At 58.6% G+C, this 19,628-nt stretch carries 14 protein-coding genes; 2 read left to right on the top strand and 12 right to left on the bottom strand.

All coding sequences use genetic code 11. The features are described from left to right. From ACR0ES_RS18075 to rplJ, 10 genes are all read right to left on the bottom strand, one after another. On the bottom strand, positions 1-91 hold a 91-nt coding region (locus ACR0ES_RS18075), incomplete at its 3' end, for a GTP-binding protein (RefSeq protein ID WP_036223564.1). A 60-nt stretch (positions 92-151) separates the two neighbouring features. Continuing rightward, positions 152-2,269: an elongation factor G gene (gene fusA / locus ACR0ES_RS18070; RefSeq protein ID WP_480484702.1), complete on the bottom strand. Its 2,118-nt coding sequence runs from the start codon at positions 2,267-2,269 to the stop codon at positions 152-154. 18 nt (positions 2,270-2,287) lie between these two features. Beyond that, the gene (gene rpsG / locus ACR0ES_RS18065; protein WP_039529242.1) at positions 2,288-2,758 is read right to left on the bottom strand and encodes a 30S ribosomal protein S7; all 471 of its coding nucleotides are present in this window, start codon (positions 2,756-2,758) and stop codon (positions 2,288-2,290) included. Positions 2,759-2,773: 15 nt separating this feature from the next. Then, the gene (gene rpsL / locus ACR0ES_RS18060) at positions 2,774-3,145 is read right to left on the bottom strand and encodes a 30S ribosomal protein S12 (protein WP_005621086.1); all 372 of its coding nucleotides are present in this window, start codon (positions 3,143-3,145) and stop codon (positions 2,774-2,776) included. A gap of 422 nt (positions 3,146-3,567) precedes the next feature. Continuing rightward, positions 3,568-4,437: a DMT family transporter gene (locus ACR0ES_RS18055; protein WP_480624209.1), complete on the bottom strand. Its 870-nt coding sequence runs from the start codon at positions 4,435-4,437 to the stop codon at positions 3,568-3,570. 138 nt (positions 4,438-4,575) lie between these two features. Then, positions 4,576-5,355 (bottom strand): hypothetical protein, encoded by a 780-nt coding sequence (locus ACR0ES_RS18050; protein WP_480508591.1) that lies wholly within the window; start codon positions 5,353-5,355, stop codon positions 4,576-4,578. Positions 5,356-5,566: 211 nt separating this feature from the next. Beyond that, complete coding sequence (gene rpoC, locus ACR0ES_RS18045; protein WP_480488900.1) at positions 5,567-9,808, bottom strand: DNA-directed RNA polymerase subunit beta'; 4,242 nt, start codon at positions 9,806-9,808, stop codon at positions 5,567-5,569. Between the two features lie 106 nt (positions 9,809-9,914). Further along, positions 9,915-14,051, bottom strand: coding sequence for a DNA-directed RNA polymerase subunit beta (gene rpoB / locus ACR0ES_RS18040; protein ID WP_480871449.1), 4,137 nt, complete (start codon positions 14,049-14,051; stop codon positions 9,915-9,917). A gap of 250 nt (positions 14,052-14,301) precedes the next feature. Beyond that, complete coding sequence (gene rplL / locus ACR0ES_RS18035) at positions 14,302-14,679, bottom strand: 50S ribosomal protein L7/L12 (protein WP_209507787.1); 378 nt, start codon at positions 14,677-14,679, stop codon at positions 14,302-14,304. Between the two features lie 79 nt (positions 14,680-14,758). Then, positions 14,759-15,277, bottom strand: a complete 519-nt coding sequence (rplJ, locus tag ACR0ES_RS18030) for a 50S ribosomal protein L10 (RefSeq protein ID WP_209507785.1) — start codon at positions 15,275-15,277, stop codon at positions 14,759-14,761. Positions 15,278-15,724: 447 nt separating this feature from the next. On the opposite strand from rplJ, the gene ACR0ES_RS18025 reads away from it, so the two are divergent. Beyond that, on the top strand, positions 15,725-16,495 hold the full coding sequence (locus tag ACR0ES_RS18025; protein WP_480774322.1) for a class II glutamine amidotransferase: 771 nt from the start codon (positions 15,725-15,727) through the stop codon (positions 16,493-16,495). A gap of 57 nt (positions 16,496-16,552) precedes the next feature. On the opposite strand, the gene rplA is transcribed toward ACR0ES_RS18025, so the two are convergent. Continuing rightward, positions 16,553-17,251 carry a 50S ribosomal protein L1 gene (gene rplA, locus ACR0ES_RS18020; protein WP_209507781.1) on the bottom strand — a complete coding sequence of 233 codons (699 nt, stop codon included), beginning with the start codon at positions 17,249-17,251 and terminating at the stop codon, positions 16,553-16,555. A 1-nt stretch (position 17,252) separates the two neighbouring features. Then, positions 17,253-17,702 carry a 50S ribosomal protein L11 gene (rplK, locus tag ACR0ES_RS18015; RefSeq protein ID WP_010440985.1) on the bottom strand — a complete coding sequence of 150 codons (450 nt, stop codon included), beginning with the start codon at positions 17,700-17,702 and terminating at the stop codon, positions 17,253-17,255. A 447-nt stretch (positions 17,703-18,149) separates the two neighbouring features. Here rplK and ACR0ES_RS18010 point away from each other — a divergent pair, with 447 nt between their 5' ends. After that, the gene (locus ACR0ES_RS18010) at positions 18,150-19,361 is read left to right on the top strand and encodes a peptidoglycan-binding domain-containing protein (protein ID WP_480871448.1); all 1,212 of its coding nucleotides are present in this window, start codon (positions 18,150-18,152) and stop codon (positions 19,359-19,361) included. Positions 19,362-19,628: the final 267 nt, after the last annotated feature.

The raw sequence follows: 19,628 nt of genomic DNA, 5'->3' as shown, positions 1-19,628 counted from the left end.
CTGCGGTCAGCGTCGTCTTGCCGTGGTCAACATGCCCAATCGTGCCGATGTTGACGTGCGGCTTATTACGCTCAAACTTTTCCTTTGCCATGATGGCCTCCTTTTTCTGTAATGAAGGGAGCCCCGGAACGGCGCTCCCTCAAATCGTCGCTTATGCGTATTTCGCCTGGATCTCGTCCGAGATGTTCTGCGGAACCGGATCGTAGTGGTCGAACTGCATGGTGAACTGGGCGCGGCCCGACGACATCGAACGCAGGGTGTTGATGTAGCCGAACATGTTCGCCAGCGGAACAAACGCATCGATCGCGATCGCGTTGCCGCGCGGTTCCTGACCAGACACCTGGCCCCGACGCGAGGTCAGGTCGCCGATGATACCGCCGGTGTATTCTTCCGGGGTGATCACTTCGACCTTCATGATCGGTTCCAGCAGCTTCGCGCCAGCTTTGCGCATGCCTTCACGCATACACATACGGGCCGCGATTTCGAACGCCAGAACGCTCGAGTCAACGTCGTGGAACTTACCGTCCAGCAGGGCAACCTTGAAGTCGATCACGGGGAAGCCAGCCAGAGGGCCGCTGTCCATGACCGAGTTGATGCCTTTTTCAACACCGGGGATGTATTCCTTCGGAACGGCACCACCAACGATGCGGCTTTCGAACGAGTAACCTTCGCCTGCCTCAGTGGGCTGGATCTCCAGCTTGACTTCGGCGAACTGACCCGAACCACCCGACTGTTTCTTATGGGTATAGGTGTGTTCGACCGGCATCGAGATGGTTTCACGATAAGCCACCTGAGGCGCACCGATGTTGGCTTCGACCTTGAACTCGCGCTTGAGACGGTCCACCAGGATGTCCAGGTGAAGTTCGCCCATGCCCTTCATGATGGTCTGACCCGATTCCAGGTCGGTTTCCACGCGGAAGGACGGGTCTTCGGCGGCCAGACGGGCCAGACCCTGAGACATCTTTTCCTGGTCGCCCTTGGTTTTGGGCTCGACCGCGATCTCGATCACCGGATCGGGGAAGGTCATGGTTTCCAGAACCACCGGATCCTTCGCATCGCACAGAGTGTCACCGGTGGTGGTGTCTTTCAGACCCGCCAGCGCGATGATGTCGCCTGCAAACGCTTCTTCGATCTCTTCCCGGTTGTTGGAGTGCATCATCATCATACGACCGATGCGCTCTTTCTTGCCTTTGGTCGAGTTCAGGATCGAGTCGCCCTTGTTCATGGTGCCCGAGTAAACGCGGGTGAAGGTCAGCGAACCAACGAAGGGGTCGTTCATGATTTTGAACGCCAGACCCGAGAAGGCCATGTCGTCATCGGCACGACGTGCGATGTTACGAACTTCTTCCTCGTCGCCGGGTTTGAAGCCCATGTAATCAACAACGTCCAGCGGGCTGGGCAGATAGTCGATCACAGCGTTGAGCAGCGGCTGAACGCCTTTGTTCTTGAACGCCGAGCCTCCCAGAACGGGTACGAAATGCAGCGCCAGCGTGCCTTTGCGCAGCAGTTTGCGCAGGGTCGGAACGTCGGGCTCTTCGCCTTCCAGATAGGCCATCATCGCGTCGTCGTCTTCTTCGACGGCCGCTTCGATCATCTTGCCGCGCCATTCGTCAGCCATGTCTTTCAGGCTGTCGCGGATCGGAGCTTTGACCCAGCTTGCACCAAGGTCTTCGCCCTGCCACAGCCACTCTTCCATGGTGACCAGATCAACTAGGCCTTCCAGCTCGGTTTCGGCACCGATCGGAATACCAACCGGAACAGCGCGTGCGCCGGTACGGTCTTCGATCATGCGAACGCAGTTGAAGAAGTCTGCGCCGATCTTGTCCATCTTGTTGACGAAAACCATACGCGGAACCTTGTAGCGGTCAGCCTGACGCCACACAGTTTCGGTCTGGGGTTCAACACCGGCGTTTGCGTCGAGAACGCAGACGGCACCGTCGAGAACCGCCAGCGAGCGTTCGACTTCGATGGTGAAGTCAACGTGGCCGGGGGTGTCGATGATGTTCAGGCGGTGCTTGGGGGTATCGGCGGTCTGACCGTCTTCGGTGCGTTCCCAGAAGGTGGTGGTCGCAGCCGAAGTGATGGTGATGCCGCGTTCCTGCTCCTGCTCCATCCAGTCCATGGTGGCTGCACCATCGTGCACCTCACCGATGTTGTGGGATTTACCAGTGTAATACAGGATACGCTCCGAGCAGGTGGTCTTACCTGCGTCGATGTGCGCCATGATACCGAAGTTACGGTATAGTTCGAGCGGATATTCGCGTGCCATTTGGATAAGCCTCTGGGATTACCAACGGTAATGGCTGAAGGCTTTGTTCGCCTCGGCCATCTTGTGGGTGTCTTCGCGCTTCTTCACGGCGGTACCGCGGGACTGTACAGCGTCCAGCAGTTCACCGGCGAGGCGTTCTTCCATGGTGTTTTCATTGCGGCCGCGCGCAGCGGTGATCAGCCAGCGGATGGCCAGTGCTTCGCGGCGCTCGGGGCGGACTTCGACCGGAACCTGATAGGTTGCACCACCAACCCGGCGCGAGCGAACCTCAACCGACGGTTTGATGTTGTCGAGTGCTTCGTGGAACACTTCGACGGGCGCGCGCTTGATCTTGTTCTCAACGCGGTCGAAGGCGTTGTAGACGATGCGCTCGGCGACCGACTTCTTGCCGTCGATCATCAGGTTGTTCATGAATTTGGTCAGAACCTTATCGCCAAACTTGGCGTCAGGCAGGACTTCGCGTTTTTCGGCGGCGTGACGACGTGACATATCAGCCTCTCCTTCTTACTTGGGACGCTTCGCGCCGTATTTCGAACGGCGTTGCTTACGGTCTTTGACGCCCTGAGTATCCAGAACACCGCGCAGGATGTGGTAACGCACACCGGGAAGGTCTTTCACACGGCCGCCACGGATCAGAACAACCGAGTGTTCCTGAAGGTTGTGGCTTTCACCGGGGATGTACGAGATGACCTCGAACCCGTTGGTCAGGCGCACCTTGGCAACCTTACGCATAGCCGAGTTCGGTTTCTTCGGTGTGGTGGTGTAAACACGTGTGCAGACGCCGCGTTTCTGCGGGCACTGCTCCAGGTGCATGGACTTCGAGCGTTTTACTTTGGGCTGCCGCGGTTTGCGGATCAGCTGTTGAATAGTTGGCATTCCGGTTTCTTCCCCGTTTTGCAACACATGACATGCACGCGGGCTGCGTGCGGCTAACTTCGCTGCGCTTATGCGTCCACAAGCGCAAAACCCACGAGCGTTCCCATTCCGAGGTGAACGTCGCGGTTGTTTCTCAGAGGGCGCGAACTGCAAAATTGTCCGGGCCTTGACCAGCTCATTACTGGAATCGGCTATGGGGCGGCCCCCGTCACCGAGATGACGCGCGTAATAGGGGGAGTCGGCCCGAGTGTCAACAGCACGATACCGGTTGCCCGGCAATAGGCTGATCCGGGCCGTGCCGAAGTGGGTGCGCGGGCTTTACCGGGTTCATATAACCGCGCTGCACCGGAAGTACCAAGCCCGCAACCGGACGCTGGGTTTCACCTTCGGATAACCAGTGGTCAGAGCCTTGTCACGCAGGTTCACGCCGCTTCCCGACGCGCGCGTTCCCGGAACAGCGTAAACAATCCGGCGGCCACGATAAGTGTCGCACCCAGCATGGTCAGACCGTCAGGCCATTCATCGAATACGGCCCAGCCCAACCCTAGGGCCCAGATCAGGCTGGAATAGCGAAACGGCGCGATGAACCCGACATCGCCCTGACGCATGACCATGACGCTGAACAGATAGCCCATCAGGACGAACACGGCCGCCGCCGCAACCAGAGAACCCGCAGCGCCGGAAACCGGAACCCATCCTTCAAACACCGAAGCAATCGCTGCGGCCACGGTGATGGAAAGAGACGTCGCCAACGTCACCACCATTGACGGAACCTGGGGCGACATGCGTCGCGTCACCAGATCGCGAACCGTGATCGAAGCCACTGCTATCAGCGCGTAGATGGAATACAGGCTGAAGCCGTCAGGACCGGGTCTGACGATCAAAACCATGCCACCAAAACCAATGGCAATCGCCAATATGCGCCGCCAGCCGACCTGTTCGGAGAAGACCAGCGCCGCGCCCAGAGTCACGGTCAGAGGCAGCGCCTGTAGAATGGCCGTCACATTGGCAAGCGGCATGTTCTTGAGCGCTGTCAGAAAAAAGAAGGTAGCCGACAGTTCGGCCAGACTGCGCAGCGCAACCAGCCACCGGTCGTGGTTTGAGAAATTGAGGTGCAGCGCCCCCAGATAACGGGCAAGACCGTAGACAAGGAAAACGGCCAGGACGCCCCGCATGGCCACGAGTTGGAACAATGGCAGTTCCCGAAGCGCGACCTTGACCAAAGTGTCGTTCAGGGTGAAGGCCGCCATGCTGCCCATCATCAGCAAGGCACCTTTGGTGTTTGGGTTCATGTCAGATTTGGCCCTGCGCAGAGTGATCGGGCCATTGGCCCAATCGGACAGCCGCCTGTCAACGCATCAAATCAGATCAGCGCAAGAATTACGCTCCGACGCGTTGGGAGCGGGTCGAAAACGCCTTCTGAGCCCCTATCAGAGACCAGAGACCCGACCACCTCCGATCCCTTCCACAGCCACCCCGGCGCTGAGCATGTGCGTTGCGATCAACCCGCCGGACATGTCCAGAACGCCAAGCTGGTTGCCGTTCTGAAGCGCAACATAAAGCTCGCGGCGTTTGGAATTGATGCCAAGGCCAAAGCGTTCGATCTGCACCGCTGCGCCGACCGATGGATTGGTCGCCCGGATTGTCCTAAGCACCGTGCCGTTCAAATCCACCTCGGCGATCAGGCGATTGCGGATGAACAGCACATAAAACGTGCCGGTCGTTTCATCAAAGGCCAGCCCGCCAATCGGCCCTTGCGGTTGGCTGAGGGTTATGTTGCGCACAAATTGCCCGTCGCGGGTCAGTTCCGCGATCATCACCCCGTTCGGATGGTCGAGGAACAGATGCCCGTCGCTTCCCCGAACGGCCAACCCGCATTCTTTGATGGGAAACTCGTCAGGTGTGATGCCACCGCATCCGGCCGGAACCCGCTGTGCCGCAAAGGTACGCAGGACACGGCCATTTCGGTCAAGCTCCTGTAGCTGGGTACCGGGAAGATTGCGCAGGAAGATCCGCCGTCGCGGCTCATCATATGCCAGCCCGACGATCGAGCCGGATATCGGGATCAGGCGCGTCGTGCCGTTCGGGATCACGATCTCACGCGATGGCTGGCCCGGTGGCATCCCCACATAGGCATAGTCCGTGCAGGCGGCCATCAGGCCCAGACCGAAAACCGAAAATACGCGCGACAACTTTGTGACAGCTCTCATCATCCACCCCCGTCACCTGTGTGAACTCATGGCGGATGGTAGCACAGTTTAGGCTAAACCAGAAAAACCCTACTGTTATTGCAGGTCTCATACGGCGAGCGCGATATTCCAGTGGTCTGGAACCGCCTTAAGCGTGGTGCGCGTTTCAGCCCTGCAAAAACGAAAGGCCCCGCGAAATCGCGGGGCCTTCCTAAACTTGTCAATCGGGCGATTACTCGCGGCTTTCGGGTGTTTCCACCAGAACGTCCAGCTCATCCCCGACCAGATCATCATCCATGATCGGCGCAGCCAGGGCAGCGGCCGCTTCGGCCTCTTCCCGGCGGGCTTCGATCACCACATTGTCGCGCGACTGCGCGATGTGGCGGACGGCCTGCGTGGCCCCACCGGTACCGGCGGGGATCAGGCGACCAACGATGACGTTCTCTTTCAGGCCGACCAGCTTGTCCTTTTTGCCCTGCACGGACGCTTCGGTCAGTACGCGGGTGGTTTCCTGGAACGACGCCGCCGAGATGAACGAACGCGTCTGCAACGAGGCCTTGGTGATCCCCAGAAGGATCGGCTCGCCCTGTGCCGGACGACCACCGCGGGCGATGGTCTTTTCGTTGGCTGCGTCGAACTCCTGCTTGTCGACATGTTCGCCTTTCAGCAGGGTGGTGTCGCCTGAATCCAGGATCTCCCACTTCTGCAGCATCTGGCGCACGATGACTTCGATGTGCTTGTCGTTGATCTTCACGCCTTGCAGACGATACACATCCTGCACTTCGTCGATCATGTAGTTCGCCAGCGCCTCGACACCCATGATGGACAGGATGTCATGCGGGGCCGGGTTGCCGTCCATGATGTAGTCGCCCTTCTGTACGAAGTCGCCTTCGACAACAGGGATGTGCTTGCCCTTGGGTACCATGTACTCGATGGGTTCCAGCGACTCGTCAGCCGGTTCGATGCTGATGCGGCGCTTGTTCTTGTAGTCGCGGCCAAAGCGCACGTAACCATCGGCTTCTGCGATGATCGCGTGATCTTTCGGACGGCGGGCTTCGAACAGTTCGGCCACACGCGGCAGACCACCGGTGATGTCTTTGGTCTTGGCACCTTCACGCGGAATACGCGCAACAACGTCACCGGCTTCGATCTTCTGGCCATCTTCGACCGACAGGATCGCATCCACCGACATCGGATAGTGAACCGGGTTGCCCGCATCGTTGCGGACCGGTTCGCCATCGTCACCGACCAGAATGATCTCGGGCTTGAGGTCGCTGCCACGGGGGGCGGCGCGCCAGTCGATCACGATCTTCTGGGTCATGCCGGTTGCTTCGTCGGTCTCGTCACGGACGGCAAGGCCCGAAACCAGATCGACGTATTTGGTGGTACCGGCTTTCTCGGCGATGATCGGCAGGGTGTAGGGATCCCATTCGAACAGCTTGTCGCCGCGGGCCACCTTGGTGCCTTCCTTGACGAACAGCTTGGAGCCGTAGCCCAGCTTGTGGCTGGCGCGCTCTTCGCCGTGATCGTCCTTGATCACCAGCTTCATGTTGCGGCCCATGACAAGGCTTTCGCCTGCGGCATTGACCAGGATCTGCGGGTTCTCGAAGGATACGACGCCAGCCTGGCTGGCTTCCTGGAACGACTGCTGACCACCTTGCGCAACACCACCGATGTGGAAGGTCCGCATCGTCAGCTGTGTACCGGGTTCACCGATGGACTGGGCGGCGATGATGCCGACAGCCTCACCCGTGTTCACCATGGTACCGCGAGCAAGGTCACGACCGTAGCAGGTGGCACAGACGCCTTCCTCAGACTCGCAGGTCAGAGGTGAGCGGATGCGGGTCGACTGAACGCCCGCTTCGTCGATGGTGTCTGCCATACGTTCGTCGATCAGCTGACCAGCCGCAACAAGCACCTCATCCGTACCCGGACGCAGGATATCGTCAGCCGCCACACGGCCCAGGATACGCTCGGCCAGCGAGGCGACAACCTCACCATCGTTGACCGCAGCTTCGGCAGTGATTGCGCGCTCGGTGCCACAATCGATCTCACGAACGATGCAGTCCTGCGCCACGTCCACCAGACGACGGGTCAGGTAACCCGAGTTCGCCGTCTTCAGAGCGGTATCCGACAGACCCTTACGGGCACCGTGGGTCGAGTTGAAGTATTCAAGAACGGTCAGACCTTCCTTGAAGTTCGAGATGATCGGCGTCTCGATGATGTCACCGTTCGGCTTGGCCATCAGGCCGCGCATACCGCCCAGCTGTTTCATCTGAGTGACCGAGCCCCGCGCACCGGAGTGGGCCATCATGTAGACCGAGTTCGGTTCCATGTCAGACCCGTCTTCGGCCTTGGCGACGTTCGAGATGGTGCTCATCATCGCCTCGGTGACGCGGTCGTTACACTTCGACCAGGCATCGACAACCTTGTTGTACTTTTCACCCTGAGTGATCAGGCCGTCCATGTACTGCTGTTCGAAGTCTTTCACCTGATCGCGGGTGTCATCAACGATGCCCCACTTGTCGTCTGGAATGACCATGTCGTCCTTGCCGAACGAGATGCCCGCCCTGAACGCTTCTTTGAAGCCCATCGACATGATCTGGTCACAGAAGATAACCGACTCTTTCTGGCCGCAGTAGCGGTAGACGGTGTCGATCACCTGCTGCACTTCTTTCTTCCGCAGCAGGCGGTTGACCAGATCGAACGGTGCCTTGTTGTTCATCGGCAGCAGGGCACCCAGACGCAGACGGCCCGGAGTGGTTTCATAGCGCTTCTGAACTTCGTTGCCTTCTTCGTCGATCTGCGTGATCCGCGCGGTGATTTTGGTGTGCAAATGCACCTCACCCGCATCCAGCGCGTGCTGAACTTCGTCGATCGAACCAAAGACCTTGCCTTCGCCCGGCATGCCCGCACGTTCCAGCGACACATAGTACAGACCCAGGATCATGTCCTGCGACGGAACGATGATCGGCGCGCCGTTTGCAGGCGACAGAACGTTGTTCGTCGACATCATCAGAACACGGGCTTCCAGCTGTGCCTCAAGGCTCAGCGGGACGTGAACGGCCATCTGGTCGCCGTCGAAGTCGGCGTTGAAGGCCGAACAGACCAGCGGGTGCAGCTGGATCGCTTTGCCTTCGATCAGGACCGGTTCGAACGCCTGAATGCCAAGACGGTGCAGCGTCGGCGCACGGTTCAGCATGACAGGGTGTTCACGGATCACCTCGTCGAGGATATCCCAAACTTCGGGACGCTCTTTCTCGACCAGTTTCTTCGCCTGTTTCACGGTCGAAGACAGACCTTTGGCTTCAAGGCGCGAGTAGATGAACGGCTTGAACAGCTCCAGCGCCATCTTCTTGGGCAGACCACACTGGTGCAGCTTAAGCTCCGGACCGGTCACGATGACCGAACGGCCCGAGAAGTCGACGCGTTTCCCCAGAAGGTTCTGACGGAAGCGACCCTGCTTGCCTTTCAGCATGTCCGACAGCGATTTCAGCGGACGCTTGTTGGCGCCGGTGATCACCCGGCCACGACGGCCGTTGTCAAACAGAGCATCCACGGATTCCTGCAACATCCGCTTTTCGTTGCGGACGATGATGTCAGGCGCGCGCAATTCGATCAGACGCTTCAGACGGTTGTTCCGGTTGATCACGCGGCGATAGAGATCGTTCAGATCCGACGTCGCGAAACGGCCACCATCCAGCGGAACCAGCGGACGCAGTTCCGGCGGGATGACCGGGATCACGGTCATGACCATCCATTCAGGCCGGTTGCCCGACTCGAGGAAGGATTCAACAACCTTCAGACGCTTGATGATCTTCTTGGGCTTCAACTCGCCTGTGGCTTCGGCCAGATCAGCGCGCAGCTGTTCGGCTTCGGCTTCCAGATCGATCTGGGCCAGCATCTCACGGATGGCTTCGGCACCGATATTGGCGGTGAACGCGTCCATGCCAAAGGCATCCTGCGCATCCATATACTCTTCTTCGGTCAGCATCTGGCCGTAGGTCAGGTCGGTCAGACCGGGCTCGATGACGACATAGTTTTCAAAGTACAGAACGCGTTCCAGATCGCGCAGCGTCATGTCCAGCATCAGACCGATGCGGGACGGCAGCGATTTCAGGAACCAGATATGTGCAACGGGCGCGGCCAGTTCGATGTGGCCCATACGCTCGCGGCGGACTTTCTGCAGGGTGACTTCCACACCGCATTTCTCGCAGACAACGCCGCGATACTTCATCCGCTTATATTTGCCGCACAGACATTCGTAATCTTTGATCGGGCCAAAGATACGCGCGCAGAACAGACCGTCACGTTCGGGCTTGAACGTCCGGTAGTTGATGGTTTCGGGTTTCTTGATCTCGCCATAGGACCAAGACAGAATCCGTTCGGGCGACGCCAGCGAGACTTTGATTTCGTCAAAGACCTTCGGGGGCGTCAGCGGGTTGAACGGGTTGTTGGTGATTTCCTGGTTCATCTCTTTACCTCAGAGTTAGAGGGTGCGGGGGTCACGCAGTGCCGGGCTGAAGCCCGGCCTACGCCGGATCAGATGGTAGGCCGGGCTTCAGCCCGGCATCCCTTCGTCACTCATCGACCTCCGCATCCAGGAGTTCCATATTCAGGCCGAGGCCGCGGACTTCTTTCACCAGAACGTTGAACGATTCCGGTACGCCCGCTTCAAAGTTATCCTCGCCCTTGACGATCGACTCATAGACCTTGGTCCGGCCGGCGACGTCATCCGATTTCACGGTGAGCATCTCCTGCAGAGTGTAGGCGGCGCCGTAAGCTTCCAGAGCCCAGACTTCCATCTCACCAAAGCGCTGACCACCGAACTGCGCCTTACCACCCAGCGGCTGCTGGGTAACCAGGCTGTAGGGCCCGGTCGAACGCGCGTGGATCTTGTCGTCCACCAGGTGGTGCAGTTTCAGCAGGTACTTGATGCCCACGGTCACCGGACGTGCAAATTGCTCACCCGTACGACCGTCGAACAGAACCGACTGACCGCTTTCCGAGAAGCCCGCACGCACCAGTGCGTCGTTGACGTCAGCCTCTTTGGCACCGTCAAAGACCGGGGTTGCGATCGGAACACCGCGGGTCACGTTGCCCGCTGCCTCAATCAGCGTTTCCTCGTCCATGCCAGTGATGCCTTCTTCGTAGACATCTTCGCCATAGGCCAGCTTCATCGCCTCGCGCACCGGGGTCAGGTCGCCGGAACGGCGGTATTCATCCAGAGCTTCATCGATGTTCAGACCCAGACCGCGCGCGGCCCAACCCATGTGGGTTTCAAGGATCTGACCGACGTTCATACGCGAAGGCACACCCAGCGGGTTCAGACAGAAGTCGACCGGGGTCCCATCGGCCAGGAACGGCATGTCTTCCATCGGAACAACCTTGGAGATCACACCTTTGTTCCCGTGACGACCGGCCATCTTGTCGCCCGGCTGCAGCTTGCGCTTCACGGCGATGAAGACTTTGACCATCTTCATCACACCCGGCGGCAGGTCGTCGCCACGGCGGACTTTCTCGACCTTGTCTTCAAAACGGGCATCCAGAGCGCGCTTTTGCACTTCGTATTGCTCGTTCAGGGCCTCGACGATCTGTGCGTCCTGCTCGCCTTCCAGCGCCAGCTGCCACCACTGACCACGGGTCAGGGTTTCCAGCAGTTCCTCGGTGATCACCGAGCCTGCCTTGACGCCTTTCGGGCCTTTGACTGCGGTTTTACCAAGGATCAGGCCTTGCAGACGCGCATAGATGTTGCGGTCAAGGATCGCCAGCTCGTCGTCCCGGTCACGGGCCAGACGTTCGACTTCCTCACGCTCGATCTGCAGCGCACGCTCGTCTTTCTCGACGCCGTGACGGTTGAAGACGCGGACCTCGACGACCGTACCGTAGTCGCCCGGCTTCACGCGCAGCGAGGTGTCGCGCACGTCAGATGCTTTTTCACCAAAGATGGCGCGCAGCAGCTTTTCTTCCGGGGTCATCGGGCTTTCGCCCTTCGGAGTGATCTTGCCGACCAGAATATCGCCCGGCTCCACATCCGCGCCGATGTAAACGATGCCCGCCTCGTCGAGGTTGCGCAGCGCTTCTTCACCGACGTTGGGGATGTCGCGGGTGATCTCTTCCGGGCCCAGCTTGGTGTCACGGGCGGCGACTTCGAATTCCTCGATATGGACCGAGGTAAAGACGTCATCACGCGCGATACGTTCCGAGATCAGGATCGAGTCTTCGTAGTTGTAACCGTTCCACGGCATGAACGCGACGACCACGTTCTTACCCAAGGCCAGTTCACCCATATCGGTCGACGGACCGTCGGCAATGACCTCGCCCTTCTGGACGGTGTCACCCACCTTGATCAGCGGACGCTGGTTGATGCAGGTGTTCTGGTTCGAACGCTGGAACTTACGCAGACGATAGATGTCAACGCCAGCGTCACCCAGTTCCAGATCCTCGGTGGCGCGGATAACGATACGCTGGGCATCGACCTGGTCGATGATGCCGGCGCGTTTCGCCTGAATCGCAGCACCCGAGTCGATCGCGACCTTCTCCTCGATCCCGGTACCGACCAGCGGTGCCTCGGCCCGCAGCAGCGGAACCGCCTGACGTTGCATGTTCGAGCCCATCAGAGCGCGGTTGGCGTCGTCATTTTCAAGGAACGGAATCAGCGAAGCCGCGACCGAAACCAGCTGTTTCGGCGACACGTCGATCAGGTCCACATTCTCGCGCGGGGCAAGGGTGTAGTCGCCTGCCTGACGGGTCGAAACCAGATCGTTGATGAACTTGCCGTTCTTGTCCAGCGTCGCGTTCGCCTGCGCCACGGTGTGACGCATTTCCTCGGTCGCGGACATGTAGTGAACCTCATCGGTCACCTCGGCGTCCTTGACGACGCGGTAAGGTGTTTCGATGAAGCCATACTTGTTCACGCGGGCAAAGGTGGCCAGCGAGTTGATCAGACCGATGTTCGGGCCTTCCGGCGTTTCAATCGGGCACATCCGGCCGTAGTGGGTCGGGTGCACGTCGCGTACTTCAAAGCCCGCACGCTCACGCGTCAGACCACCGGGGCCAAGCGCCGAGAGACGGCGTTTGTGGGTGACTTCCGACAGCGGGTTGGTCTGGTCCATGAACTGCGACAGCTGCGACGAGCCAAAGAATTCACGCACAGCAGCAGCAGCCGGTTTCGCGTTGATCAGGTCCTGCGGCATGACGGTGTCGATCTCGACCGACGACATACGCTCTTTGATCGCGCGCTCCATACGCAGCAGACCGACGCGGTACTGGTTTTCCATCAGTTCGCCGACCGAACGCACACGACGGTTGCCGAGGTGGTCGATATCGTCCACGTCGCCTTTGCCGTCGCGCAGTTCGACCAGAGCCTTGACGCAGGCCACGATGTCTTCGCGGCGCAGGGTACGCAGGGTATCCGGCGCGTCCAGAGCCAGGCGCATGTTCATCTTCACGCGGCCAACGGCGGACAGGTCATACCGCTCGCTGTCGAAGAACAAGGTGTCGAACAGGGCCGACGCCGCTTCGACGGTGGGTGGTTCACCCGGACGCATGACGCGGTAGATATCCATGAGCGCGCTTTCGCGGTTCATGTTCTTGTCCTGCGCCATGGTGTTGCGCATGTAGGGACCGACATTGACGTTATCGATGTCGAGAACCGGAATATCGGTGATGCCCGCGTCGATCAGTTCCTTCGCGGTACCGCCGATCAGGTCGCCATCCTTGTCATATTCCAGCGTCAGTTCGTCACCGGCTTCGACATAGATCGCGCCGTTTTCTTCGTTGATGATGTCCTTGGCGACAAACTTGCCAACGATGTGATCGAACGGAACCAGCAGTTCTGTGACGGTGCCCTCGTCGATCAGCTTCTTGACCGCGCGCGGGGTGACTTTTTTGCCTGCCTCGGCAATCACCTCACCTGATTTCGCGTCGATCAGGTCATAGGTCGGACGGGTGCCGCGAACACGCTCGGGGAAGAACGGCGTGACCCAGCCCTTCTTCTTGTCCAGCTTGTAGGACACGGTTTTGTAATACGCGTCCATGATCGCTTCCTGATCCAGACCCAGCGCATAAAGCAGGGTTGTCACAGGCAGTTTGCGGCGGCGGTCGATACGGGCGAACACGATATCCTTGGCATCAAACTCGAAGTCCAGCCAGCTGCCGCGATACGGGATGATGCGGCAGGCAAACAGCAGCTTGCCCGAGGAATGGGTTTTACCCTTGTCGTGGTCAAAGAACACACCGGGCGAGCGGTGCATCTGGGAGACGATCACACGCTCGGTGCCGTTGACGACAAAGGTGCCGTTCGGGGTCATCAGGGGCATGTCGCCCATGAAGACATCCTGTTCCTTGATGTCTTTTACCGATTTCGCGCCGGTGTCCTCATCAACATCGAACACGATCAGGCGCAGGGTAACCTTCAGCGGTGCGCTGTAGGTCATGTCGCGCTGCATGCACTCTTCGACGTCGTATTTGGGTTTCTCCAGATCGTATTTCACGAACTCCAAAACAGAGGTTTCGTTGAAATCCTTGATCGGGAAAACCGATTGGAACACGCCTTTGATGCCTTCGCCGTCTGTGGGCTGTTCTGCATCGCCGGAGCGCAGGAAAAGATCATAAGAAGATTTCTGTACCTCAATGAGGTTCGGCATCTCCAGTACTTCGCGGATTTTGCCGTAATATTTACGAAGACGTTTCTGGCCAAGGAACGTTTGAGCCATGTCAGATGTCACCTTTCGATGTTCTCAGCGGGCAAAGACACCGTCGGGCCCCGGCATCTTGCACAATCGAGACAACACGTCCGGATCAATTCGTGGCCACCGTCCCGAAGGCGGCCTCCCGATCCGAAAACCGTGTCTTAGAAAACGCCCCATTCCGTGAGGCCCTTTCTAAGACAGGTTCGGCTGGACCCGGATTTCTCCGGATCCAGCCAAAATTTTCGGCGCATCAGCGATGCGCCTGAGACCAGGCTTAGGCCAGCTCGACTTCGGCGCCAGCTGCTTCCAGCTTGGCTTTGACGTCTTCGGCTTCGTCTTTCGACACGCCTTCTTTGATCTTGCCGCCGGCTTCGACCAGTTCCTTGGCTTCTTTCAGGCCCAGACCGGTGATGCCGCGAACTTCTTTGATCACGTTGATTTTCGAAGCGCCGGCGTTCTTCAGAACGACGTCGAATTCGGTTTTTTCTTCCTCAGCTGCGCCACCGGCGTCGCCACCAGCTGCTGCGACCATTACGGCGCCGCCAGCTGCGGGCTCGATGCCGTATTCGTCTTTGAGGATGGTTTTCAGTTCTTGTGCTTCCAGCAGGGTCAGACCCACGATGCTTTCTGCGAGTGCTTTCAGATCAGCCATTTTATCAGCTCTTTCCGTTTACAATGTGTGTTCCAACGTCAGGGTAGGTACCCTACGCAGATCATTCAGTGCCAACCGCTTACGCAGCTTCCGCCTTCTCTTCGATGGTGGAAAGGATGCTTGCGATATTGCTTGCAGGTGCGCCAATCGCGCCGGCGATGTTCGAAGCAGGTGCGCCAATGCAGCCCACGATCGAAGCAATAAGCTCCTCGCGAGACGGCATTTTCGAAACGGCTTCAACGCCTTTGCGGTCCAGAGCGTTCTCGCCCATTGCACCGCCGAGGATTTCAAATTTCTTGTTATCCTTGGCGAAGTCCTCGGCCACCTTGGCTGCTGCCACGGGGTCCTCGGAATAGGTCAGAACGGTCATCCCTGTCAGCAGGTCGGCCATGCTTGCACACGGCTTACCCTCGAGGGCGATTTTGGCGAGCCTGTTCTTGGCAACACGCACGGAGCCACCCGCGTCACGGGCACGTGCGCGAAGGTCCTGCATCTCGGCAACTGTCAGACCGGCGTAGTGGGCAACCACTACGACGCCAGAGCTTTCGAAGATTTGGCCGAGTTCCTCGACCACTTTCTCTTTCTGGGCTCTATCCACAGTTCTCTCCAAGTTAGGGGTGAGTTCTCACCCCGGCTCATATTTGCCGCGGCTTGCGCCCCGGCGTTCAGGTCCGTTGTTACGGGATTGGCCAAAACTCGCCCGAGGGTGGGACCCTCAGAATTCTTTGGTCTTACCCGTCTCAGGCAGGGAATTAAGGGGCCATATGGCACCACCCACCGTCTTGGACGAAACAAAATAAAGCGCACGACGAATCGCACGCTTTATTCCGCAGGTCTACTTAGGACAGATGGCCGGGGTTTCCAAGAGGTAAATTGGGATTAATCAGACGCAACAAGGGATGACCAGAACCACAAGATTAAGTGCGGTGACGAGCAATTGATTTGGTCGAATTTCAGGGCTGAGCGCAAAATAGTTCGTGACATTGTTCCAAGTTCAAGACTATAACCCGACAATTTTTCTCAGAAACAAGAAGAATCAGAACAAATGTGCAGAATTGCCGCCTATTGCGGACCAAGTATCCCGCTTGAAAACATCGTCATCCGGCCCCAGCATTCCTTGCTGGAGCAAAGCCAGCACGCGGCCGAAGCTAAACTTGCCGTCAATGGCGATGGCTTTGGTATGGCCTGGTACGCAGACCAGGATCGCCCCGGCCTGTACAGGGATGTCCTGCCCGCGTGGTCGGATGGTAACCTGGTCGATCTTTGCAGGATGATAAAATCCTCGCTGTTTCTGGCCCATGTCCGCGCGTCGACGTTCGGCGAAGTGTCGCGCGCAAACTGCCACCCTTTCACGTTTGGCAAATGGTCCTTCATGCATAATGGCCAGATTGGCGAGTTCGGGCGTTTGCGAAGACGGCTTGAATCCTCACTGCCGGACGAACTTTATGCGGCGCGGCGCGGGTCGACGGATTCAGAGCTTCTGTTTCTGCTCCTGCTGGCAAACGGGCTGGATGATGCGCCGCAGGACGCTGTTGTCGCAACTCTGCGTCAGATCGATGCGCTTGACGGTCATCGGACGCAACCGGATCGCATGGCCGTCGCCTTTTCAGATGGGCAGAGCCTGTATGCGTTTCGATATTCCAGCGACCAGCGCAGCCCGTCCCTGTATTTCGGGGAAGGGCTGGACCACGGCGGCAGGGTCATCGCGTCCGAGCCGCTGGACAAGGGCACAGGAAATTGGACGCCCATTGAAGACCGGAGCTTCTTCACTCTGACTGGCGATACAGCCAGCCACACCGCGTTGCCGTTCAGTTAAACGAAAACGGGCGGTCCGTTTGGACCGCCCGCAACATTGCTTTGACGAAGATCAGACTTATTCGCCCGAAGCTTCTGCCACATCAACGGTCACGCCGGGGCCCATGGTCGAGCTCAGCGCGATTTTCTTCATGTAGGTGCCTTTGGCACCCGACGGCTTGGCCCGGGCAACAGCCGAGACGAAGGCGCGAATGTTTTCGACCAGCTTGGCTTCGTCAAACGACGCTTTGCCAACGCCTGCGTGCACAACGCCGCCTTTTTCCGCCTTGAACTGAACTTCGCCGCCTTTGGCTGCTTCCACGGCTGCTTTCACGTCCATGGTCACGGTGCCAACCTTGGGGTTCGGCATCAGGTTGCGGGGGCCCAGAACCTTACCCAGACGACCGACGATCGGCATCATGTCCGGGGTTGCAATGCAGCGATCGAATTCGATGGTGCCGCCCTGAATGGTTTCCATCAGGTCTTCTGCGCCAACGATATCCGCGCCTGCTTCTTTCGCTTCATCAGCCTTCGCGCCACGTGCGAAGACAGCAACGCGCATGTCTTTGCCTGTGCCGTTCGGCAGTCCGACAACGCCGCGCACCATCTGGTCTGCGTGACGGGTGTCAACGCCCAGGTTCATCGCGATTTCGATGGTCTCGTCGAATTTCGACGTTGCATTGGCTTTGACCAGGGCAACAGCTTCGTCCACCGACAGGTTTTCCTTGCCAGCGACGGCTTCGCGCGCAGCGCGGGTACGTTTACCGAGTTTTGCCATCTTACTTCACCTCGATGCCCATGGAGCGGGCCGAGCCCAGGATGATCTGCATTGCGCCTTCGACGTCGTTGGCGTTCAGATCTTTCATTTTGGCTTCGGCGATTTCACGAACCTGCTTGGAGGTCACGGTTGCCACGGTCTCGCGACCTGGGTTTTCCGCGCCGCGGGGGCGGTTACGCTTACCGACCGGCTTAAGACCAGCAGCTTTTTTCAGGTAGTAAGACGCGGGCGGCGTCTTGATGTCCATGGTGAAGGACTTGTCCTGATAGTAGGTGATCACGGTCGGGCACGGCGCGCCGGGCTCCATATCTGCGGTCTTGGCGTTGAACGCCTTGCAGAATTCCATGATGTTGATGCCGCGCTGACCCAGCGCCGGACCAACTGGCGGCGACGGGTTCGCCTGACCTGCAGGAACCTGCAGTTTCATTGTACCAGCAAGCTTCTTGGCCATTTGGTTTTCCTTTCAACTAGGGTGAAACGCGTCTCACCCGGATTTTGTTGCGTGGTCCGGCCCGGGATCGCGACCCCGGTAACCTCCCACGAGAGAATCTCGCCCGAAGACGATAGAGGCGGCGTTTACAGGGGATTATGGGGGTTGGCAAGTGGCCTGCCTTTCAATTCGGGATCACCGAATCGAGTTCCACGTCGATGAACACCGGCGTTGATGCGCCAGGGCGCGAAATTGCTCATCTTTCCGGTCAAACCCAGGAGAAACCAGCCGGCCTGTAACACAAGGTTTCGCGCCATATTAAGGGTTTAATTTGCTTGAAAAAACCGGAGCGAACCCGGCACCCGGCCGACAGACTGCTATGGCTTCGTTCCTTGCGCCGCATAAATAACCGCGCCATGCTGTGGCTGTGCTATAATCGGGGAAAACATATTTGTTCGGAGGTTCGTCATGATTATTCGTTTATTAACTATGCTGGTCGCTGCACTGTCTTTTGCAGCAGCCGTTCCCCAGACAGCGCGGGCCGATGCGGGCGACTTCATCGGTGGTGCTGTTGTAGGTGGGGTCGTCGGATATGCAATCGGCAAGGACCAGCAGAAGAAAAAGTCGCGGTCAACAACCCGGACCTACAGGTCGACCATTCCATCGACCTCGCAAGGGGCACAAACGCAAACGGCGCTCAACTATTTCGGTTATAACGCCGGGCGTGTCGATGGGCAGGTCGGGCATGGAACCCGGTCGGCGATCGAACGCTATCAGGTGTCCATGGGCTATCCTGTGAATGGCTATGACTTCCAGCCCTATCAGTATGACTTTCTGATGCAGGCCTATTACTGGGCGACAAGCGGTGGGCAGGCGGCAACCCAGCTTTCGGGTCAACCGCTCTTGATGGCCTATCGCCAACAGGTGCAAACCGGCTCTGCCTTGGCGGCGGCACCTCAGACCCAGGCACCGGCCATCCCGGTTATCACGCCTCAACAGGCCGAACCCGCAACAAGCGCCACTGAAACCACGACAGCCAGCCTGCCGAGCCTGTTTTCCGGCGGAACCGGAGGCCCGTCGCTGGCCAACCGGTGCAGCGGGGTCATGCTGCAAACGTCGACCAATGGCGGCTATACGACCCTGTCTAACATGTCCGATCCTGACTTTGCGCTTAGCGAACAATTCTGCCTTGCCCGCAGCTATGCGATGGCACAGGGCGAAGAGCTGATGCAGGGCATTCAGGGTCTTACACCCGATCAGGTCGCAGACCAGTGCGCCGCATTTGGCGACATGTTGGCACCGCAAGTTGACGCGCTGTCTATCAACTCGAAATCAGAGGCTGAAACCCAGGTGCGCAAGCTTGCCTTGGATTCGGGTCTTAGCCCTGCTGATCTTGCCGCAACCAGCAAGGTCTGCCTTGCGATGGGATATCGTCAGGACAACATGGATACCGCAGTTGGGTCTGCGCTGATGCTGGTTGCCATGGGTGAACCCGCATACGGAGAACTGGTCGGTCACCATCTGCGCGAAGGCTTTGGTGTTCAGGCGCGCCGCGATCTTGCGATGCAATGGTATGATGCAAGCCTTTCGGCGCTGGATGCCGGGTCGCAGGCGGTCTTCCTGCCGTCCCAGACCGACCGCCCGCAGCTTTTGCGCGCAGCCATGGTTCAGTCGCAGTAAGCCCAAACGCGAAACGGCGTCGAGACTCCGCGTCTTAAACTAAACCGCCGCGGTGCCAAATGCACCGCGGTGTTACGCTTCCATAATCAAAAAAGAACCCGGCTTACAAAAGGCACTGCGTTCTGGTCGTCAAAAGCTTGCTGGGCGTTCTTTGGGGCGAAACATTACTGGCTGTACGCCCCTCTGGCTTATCACAATGATCTGACACAAGAATACGAGCCCTGAAAACACGTGCGAGTGGAACTTATCCGACAACGTTGAAGGCCG

This window comes from Ruegeria sp. N7, assembly GCF_056531345.1.
This window is presented reverse-complemented; position numbering and strand designations above follow the sequence as displayed.